The 6,593-nt window shown below is 66.9% G+C and carries 7 protein-coding genes; 3 read left to right on the top strand and 4 right to left on the bottom strand.

The annotated features are described in order from the left end of the window. Positions 1 to 235: 235 nt before the first annotated feature. The 3 genes from LC039_RS06395 to LC039_RS06385 form a co-directional block, all read right to left on the bottom strand. A complete protein-coding gene (locus LC039_RS06395) occupies positions 236 to 490 on the bottom strand; it encodes a hypothetical protein (protein ID WP_226622365.1) in 255 nt (84 codons plus the stop codon). A gap of 171 nt (positions 491 to 661) precedes the next feature. Beyond that, positions 662 to 916 (bottom strand): hypothetical protein, encoded by a 255-nt coding sequence (locus tag LC039_RS06390; protein WP_226622364.1) that lies wholly within the window; start codon positions 914 to 916, stop codon positions 662 to 664. Positions 917 to 1,075: 159 nt separating this feature from the next. Next, complete coding sequence (locus LC039_RS06385; RefSeq protein ID WP_226622362.1) at positions 1,076 to 1,312, bottom strand: hypothetical protein; 237 nt, start codon at positions 1,310 to 1,312, stop codon at positions 1,076 to 1,078. A gap of 410 nt (positions 1,313 to 1,722) precedes the next feature. Here LC039_RS06385 and LC039_RS06380 point away from each other — a divergent pair, with 410 nt between their 5' ends. Next, positions 1,723 to 2,715, top strand: coding sequence for a zinc transporter ZntB (locus LC039_RS06380; RefSeq protein WP_226622360.1), 993 nt, complete (start codon positions 1,723 to 1,725; stop codon positions 2,713 to 2,715). Between the two features lie 54 nt (positions 2,716 to 2,769). Here the strand turns inward: LC039_RS06380 and LC039_RS06375 are convergent, their stop codons facing one another. Then, on the bottom strand, positions 2,770 to 3,372 hold the full coding sequence (locus tag LC039_RS06375) for a response regulator (RefSeq protein WP_226622358.1): 603 nt from the start codon (positions 3,370 to 3,372) through the stop codon (positions 2,770 to 2,772). Between the two features lie 167 nt (positions 3,373 to 3,539). Here LC039_RS06375 and LC039_RS06370 point away from each other — a divergent pair, with 167 nt between their 5' ends. Further along, complete coding sequence (locus tag LC039_RS06370) at positions 3,540 to 4,043, top strand: molybdopterin-dependent oxidoreductase (RefSeq protein WP_226622356.1); 504 nt, start codon at positions 3,540 to 3,542, stop codon at positions 4,041 to 4,043. After that, positions 4,040 to 6,592: an ATP-binding protein gene (locus LC039_RS06365; RefSeq protein ID WP_226622354.1), complete on the top strand. Its 2,553-nt coding sequence runs from the start codon at positions 4,040 to 4,042 to the stop codon at positions 6,590 to 6,592. The genes LC039_RS06370 and LC039_RS06365 overlap by 4 nt, the downstream gene beginning before the upstream one ends. Position 6,593: the final 1 nt, after the last annotated feature.

Raw genomic sequence — 6,593 nt, 5'->3', positions numbered from 1 at the left:
GAAAATCCTCGAGTGATCGTGGTCTGACCCGGCCCTGCGGGGCCGGTGATCGGAAGTCAAACGAAGGGGCCGCCCATAGGGGCGGCCCCTTTGCCTTGGGGGGAGGCGCGCGCCAGGCGCGGCCTTCGTCAGCCCGCGCCACCGAGCACGCAGAAAGGCCGGCCCGCGAACGGACCGGCCCTTGCGCCGCGACGGGCGCAGCGAAGGCTGCGGGGGGCCGCAGCCTTCGAATGGCTTATTGCTCTGCCTTGAACTGCAGCGACTTGATCAGCGCGCGGGTCACGCCGGCCTTCTTGGCGGCGCCACCGTCGGTGTTCTGCAGGGTGCCTGCGACGGCGACCAGCTGCTCGGTGCTCAGCGCCGAGAGGTCGGCGCCGGGCAGGGCGCTTTCGATCACGTTGGTCGCGTTTGCGGCGGTGGTGCTTGCGGCCGATGCGGCGCCGGTCAGGGCTGCGGAGGCGATCAGGGCGGATGCGATGAGGGTTTTCATTTGGATGTCCTTCCGTGGGTCCCGGCGGCCGTCTCAGCGGTCCTTGCCCGGGATTTGTGTGATGGGATCGTGCGACCGCGGGGTGCGTCACCCCGCGGGGATCGGCGGGCCGCCTGGAATTGGTGGCCCGCCGCTGTCACCTCCGGGAGAGGTGCGCGTGCGGTGGCGGGCTTATTGCTCCGCCTTGAATTGCAGCGACTTGATCAGCGCGCGGGTCACGCCGGCCTTCTTGGCGGCGCCACCGTCGGTGTTCTGCAGGGTGCCTGCGACGGCGACCAGCTGCTCGGTGCTCAGCGCCGAGAGGTCGGCGCCGGGCAGGGCGCTTTCGATCACGTTGGTCGCGTTTGCGGCGGTGGTGCTTGCGACCGATGCCGCGCCGGTCAGGGCTGCGGAGGCGATCAGGGCGGATGCAATGAGAGTTTTCATTTGGATGTCCTTCCGTAACTTGCCCAGCGGCATTCTTTGATGCCTTTGCTTGGGCGCTTTGATGTGTGGGGCGAAATGCCCCGGGGGAGGGTGAGCCGCTCGGCTGCCGCGACGCGGGACTGGTTTTTCAAGAGCCCGCGACCCCGGCTGCGCGCCGTCTCACCGAAGGTTGTCGATCAGAGCCTTGCCGGTGCCGATCTTCTGAGCTGCGCCGTCGGCGCGGGCCATGGCCTGGGCGACAGAGACGATCTGGGCGTCGGTCAGCCCGGCGAGGTCGGCGTTCGGGATCAGCGCCTCGATCTGCTTCTGTGCATGAGCAGAGGTCGAGGGGGCTGCCGTTGCGGCGCCGGTCAGGGCGGCGGTCGCGACGAGGGCGGATGCAATAAGCGTTTTCATAACGACGTTCCTTGTTTTGCGTTTTACAGCGGTGGCGTCAGGCGTCGCCGCGTCCCGTTCGTGTCGGGGATGATGAGTAAATCGTTGTTCTGGAGTGATTTATCAAATCACCGGATGGCTCACGGAAGCTCGCGAACTCGTGTGCTTGAAAGTGAGCCAGAGAATACCACGGCGCATGGATCCTTCTGTTTTTCGGGAATAATGAACTGATGAGTTCAGTTACGTTTGTGCGAAATCCGTGATCTTCAGTTGGAAAACGGCAAGGTTTCCTAAAAACAACCATCCTGTGTGCATTTTCGAACAAAACTAAAGGAAAGCGTCACGGCGCGGGATGAGTCATTGAATTTTAATGAAAAAATCGCGTGAAGAAGGGTCTTGCCCTCGGCGGTGCCCGATGTAGATTTTCTCGCATGCAAGCGCTTGTCTCCCGCCCCGAAGATCTCATTGAAGCCGGTTACATCCTCTCCGGCCCCGACTCGGGCGCGCGGTTGTCCGGTGCCGCGGCTGCGGACGTGCTCAGGAGCGATACGCTGGGCTGGGTTCACCTGCGCGCGGCGCATCCCGATGCCCCCGGCTGGATCGTCGAGAACCTGTCCTATCTCGACCCGACGATCATCGACGCGCTGGTGGCCGAAGAGACCCGGCCGCGGATCACCCGCATCGGGGACGGGCTGATCGTCATCCTGCGCGGCATCAACACCATCGAGGGGTCGGACCCGGAAGACATGGTGTCGATCCGGCTATGGATCGACCAGCAGCGCATTGTCAGCCTGTCGCGGCGCAAGGTGCGCGCGGTGGACGATATCGCAAGCGCGCTGGAACTGGGCAACGGCCCGGATGATTGCGCGGCCTTCCTGTCGATGCTGGTCGAGCGGCTGACCTTCCGGATCGAGGAGTTCTGGAGCGGTATCGAGGACGAGGCCGACCAGCTCGAGGAGGATGTGCTGGAGGCAGGGCATGACGCGCTGCGTCAGCAATTGGTCGAGCTGCGGAGGCGGGCGATCATCCTGCGGCGCTACCTGCTGCCGCAGCGTGACGCGCTGCGGGCGCTGCAGGGCGTTCACCCGGACTGGCTCGAGCCGGATGACCTGCGCCACCTCGAGGAGGAGCTGGATGCGCTGGAGCGGGTGGTCGAGGATGCCGATGCCATGCGTGAGCGCATGGCGCTGGTGCGCGACGAGCTGGCGGGGCAGCTGTCCGACCGGCTGAACCGCAACATGTACATGCTGTCGGTGCTGTCGGCGCTGTTTCTGCCGCTCGGCTTTCTTACGGGGCTCTTCGGGATCAACGTCGCGGGGATGCCCGGCGCGAGCGAGCCCGTGGCCTTCTGGGTGTTCTGCGGCGGGCTTTTGGTGGTCGTCGCGCTGCAGTTGCTGATCCTGCGGCGGTTGCGCTGGATCTGAGGGCGCGGGCCGCGTTCAGGCAAACCCCCGCGTGGCACGGGGTCAGGCCAGACGCTAGGCCAGGTTGAGTTCCTTGGCGATCATCGCCGCGTGGGTGCGGTTGCGCGCCTCGAGCTTGCGGCTCAGGGTCTTCACGTGCAGCTTGATCGTGACTTCCTGCAGATCGAGGTCGCGGGCGATTTCTTTGTTCGACTTCCCCTCGCAGAGCCCGCGCAGAACCTCGCGCTCGCGCGGGGTCAGTTCCGCGGCCTTGCCGTCGGGCACCTGGGTCATGAAGCTGTAGGGGGCGAAAATCTCGCCGGCAGCCATCACCTGCGCCGCGCTGACGATGGTCTTCGATGGCAGCGTCTTGGGGATGAACCCGGCCGCGCCGGAGCGGATGGCCGCCTGCGCGATATCGGCGGTCGCGGTGCCCGAAAGCAGCGCCACGGGCACGCCCGCGCTGATCTCGCGCATGCGGTCGAGGCCGGTGAGGCCCGACATGCCGGGCATGTTGTAATCGAGCAGGATCAGGTCGAAGGCGATGCCGCGCTCGACAAGCGCGATGGCCTCGTCCAGCGTTGCCGCGGTGTCCACGTCATCGATCCCCTCTGAACGAAGGAAGGCGGCAATCGTCTCTCGGACGAGATCGTGGTCATCGGCGACCAGAATACGCATATGTCCTCCTGGCGCGACCTATGCAGCAAGCGATTTCTGGCGCAAAAGTATTACCGATTGGTTTCACTAACTGGTTTGAGCACTGGCTATATGGTAGCTCTTTGCGCTGGGGTAACAGCGTCGTATGATATTGAGCGGTCATAGAGTGCGCAAGGAGGTTGAGGTTGATGTTCCGTTGGGTCGCTTGCTGCGTGTTCTTTCTTTGCAACGCGCTTCCTGCGCTCGCGATGCCGCTCGAAAATCCCCAGGGCACGGTGCTGCTGACGGTGACCGGCGAGGTGCCGGTGAAGAACTCGCCCGAAGGTGCCGCCTTCGACCTGCACATGCTCGAGGCGCTGGGAACCACGAGCTTCACCACGACCACCATCTGGACCGAGGGCCCGCAGCGCTTCACCGGCGTGTCGCTGCATGATCTGCTGTCGGCGCTGGACGTCACCGGCGGCTCGATCAAGGCCGTGGCGATCAACGAATACTCGACCGAGATCCCGCTCGAGGATGCGGTGCCGGAGGGGCCGATCATCGCCTGGGCGCGCAATGGCTCGCTGATGAGCGTGCGGGACAAGGGGCCGCTCTGGCTGGTCTACCCGTTCGATGACCACCCCGAGTACCGAAGCGAGATCATCTTTGCCCGCAGCATCTGGCAGCTCAGCCGGATCGTCGTGGAACCGTGAGCGCCACGCTGGGCCCCGGCGACGGCAGCAGCCTGCCGACGCGCAAACGCTGGGCCGCGCTCAGCGCCCCGTTCATCGTCCTGTGTCTTGCGGCGCTGGTTCTGCTGACCGTGGATGCCGCGAGGCAGATCCAGGGGCTCGCCACGGCCAACTCCGACAACGGCCAGTGGTCGCTGGCCCAGATGGAGGTGGAGTTCGGGCGCCTGCAGAGCGAGCTGGAACGGCCCGCCGCCTATTTCGATTCCGAAGAGCTGCGCCTGGCCTTCGACATATTCTTCAGCCGCTACCAGACGGTGTCGCGCGGCGGGCTCTACGCCGACATCGTGAACACCCCCTCGGCGCGCGGGCCGATGGCGACGATCAGGGCGTTCCTCGACGCGGCGGTGCCGTACATCGACAGCCCCGACGCCGAGCTCGCGGCGGCGCTGCCGGTGCTGCGCGCGCAGGCACCAGACGTCCGGCTCGCGGTCCGCGAGGTGTCGCTCACCGGGGTCAGGGCTTTCTCGGCAGCCTCGGATGCGCAGCGACGCAAGGTGATGAACTCGCTCGTGCGCCTGTCGGGCATGGCGCTGATCCTCGTTCTGGCGCTGGCGCTCGGCGTCGTTGCCCTGTGGCAGCTCATGCATGTGGCACGCGATCAGGCGCAGCGCCGCGCTCGGGCCAATCACCGGCTCGAGGCGGTGGTTTCGACGGCGCTTGACGGGATCGTGGTCACCGACCGCAAGGGCCTCGTCCTGCAGTTCAACGGCGCGGCGGGCTGCATCTCGGGATACACGAGCGACCAGGTTCTGGGGCGTCAGGCCGCGACCCTGCTGTTTCCCCCCGACACGCCCGAGGCGGACGATCCCGGCCTGGCCCGGCACGCCGGGCAGGGCCGCGTGCGCTGCGAGGGTCTGCGCGGCGATGGCAGCCGCTACCCCATGGAGCTCTCGGTGACCGAAACCGAGCACGAGGGCGACCTGCTGCGCGCGGTCTACTTCCGGGATATCAGCCGCGACATCAGCGCCGAGGAAGAGCTGGTCGAGGCCCGCGACCGCGCGGTCGAGGGCGAGCAGGCCAAGGCGCGTTTCATCGCCATCATGAGCCATGAGATGCGCACGCCGCTCAACGGGATGATCGGGGCGCTCGAGTTGCTGACCGAGACCGAGCTTGGCCGCGACCAGCGCGAGTACCTGCAGATCCTGCGCCGCGCCGGCGACGTCCTGCTGCAGCACGTCAACGACGTGCTGGATCATTCGCGGCTGGAGACCGGGCGCTTCAGCTTTGCCCGCGCGCCCTATTGCCCGATCGAACTGGCGCGCGAGGTGGTCGACGTGCTGCGCCCGACCGCGGCGGCGCGGGGCAACATGCTGCAGGTGAACGTGCCTGAAGATGGCTGTCCGTTGCTGATGGGCGACCGCAGTCGCCTCCGGCAGGTGCTGGTCAACCTGGTGGGCAATGCCATCAAGTTCACCGAGAACGGCGAGATCAAGCTCTCGCTCATCGGCCTGTCAAAAGAAGGCAACGTGATCTTCGAGGTCGCCGACAATGGCATCGGCATCGCCGAGAACGAGCAGGAGCGAATTTTCGAGGATTTCGTCACGCTCGATTCCTCCTACATGCGCGCCGCCGAGGGCACCGGTCTCGGGCTTGGTATCGTGCGGCGGCTGGTGCGGGCGATGGGCGGCGAGGTCACCGTCAAGAGCGCGCCCGGACGCGGGGCGCGCTTCCACGTCAGCCTGCCCGCCGAACGCGCCGCGAGCACGGCGGTCGAACCGCAGCCGGTCGAGGGCATCCCGGAGATGGCGCCCTCGCGCATTCTCGTGGTCGAGGACAACCCGGTGAACCGCCTCGTCGCCACGGCCATGCTGCGCAAGATGGGCCACACGGTGACCGAGGCGCATGACGGCGCCGAGGGGCTGCGCGTGGCCGCGACCGAGCCCTTCGATGTGGTGCTGATGGATATCTCCATGCCGGGCCTCGACGGGGTGGAGACGACGCGGCGCATCCGCGCCGGTGGCGGGGTCAACATCGAGACGCCGATCGTCGCGCTCACCGCCCATGCGCTGCCCGCCGACATGGCGCATTTCCGTGAAGCGGGCATGTGCGCCACGCTGACCAAGCCGATCACCTGGCGGGCGCTGGCCGGGGTTCTCTCGGGAATTGCCCCCGTGCAGGCCGAGGCTTCGGGAGGGGGCTCCGTGCCGGGAGGCGACGTGACGCCGGCGGAGGTGCTGGACGACGTCGCGCTCGGCGCGGCGGCCGACTCGCTGGGGCCCGAGCTTTTCGCCTCGCTGCGCGACCGCTTCCTGAGCGAGACCGAATCCGGCCTCGCGGCCCTGTCCGAGGAACTGAGCGACGGGATCGAACCCGCGGCCTACGCAGAGAAGATCCATCGCATCGCTGGCTCGGCGGCGGTCTTCGGCGCCAGCGCCCTGCACGGCGTGCTCCGCGCCGAGGAGGACAGGGCCCGCACCGGCGCGCCGCTCCCTCCGGACAGTCTCGAGACCGTGCTGCCGGTCTGGCAGGCCACGCGCAAGGCGCTGCTCGAGCTGGAACTGCAGGACTGAG

Source organism: Alloyangia pacifica, from assembly GCF_020524285.1.
GTDB classification, from domain to species: Bacteria; Pseudomonadota; Alphaproteobacteria; order Rhodobacterales; family Rhodobacteraceae; genus Salipiger; species Salipiger pacificus_B.
The sequence above is the reverse complement of the archived record's forward strand: the minus strand, read 5'-3'. Positions and strand labels throughout refer to the sequence as shown.

Bases quoted from the DNA above. Each gene is read 5' to 3' on its own strand.
- LC039_RS06395 (WP_226622365.1), bottom strand. From the start codon at position 490: ATGAAAACCCTCATCGCATCCGCCCTGATCGCCTCCGCAGCCCTGACC.
- LC039_RS06390 (WP_226622364.1), bottom strand. From the start codon at position 916: ATGAAAACTCTCATTGCATCCGCCCTGATCGCCTCCGCAGCCCTGACC.
- LC039_RS06385 (WP_226622362.1), bottom strand. From the start codon at position 1,312: ATGAAAACGCTTATTGCATCCGCCCTCGTCGCGACCGCCGCCCTGACC.
- LC039_RS06380 (WP_226622360.1), top strand. From the start codon at position 1,723: ATGCAAGCGCTTGTCTCCCGCCCCGAAGATCTCATTGAAGCCGGTTAC.
- LC039_RS06375 (WP_226622358.1), bottom strand. From the start codon at position 3,372: ATGCGTATTCTGGTCGCCGATGACCACGATCTCGTCCGAGAGACGATT.
- LC039_RS06370 (WP_226622356.1), top strand. From the start codon at position 3,540: ATGTTCCGTTGGGTCGCTTGCTGCGTGTTCTTTCTTTGCAACGCGCTT.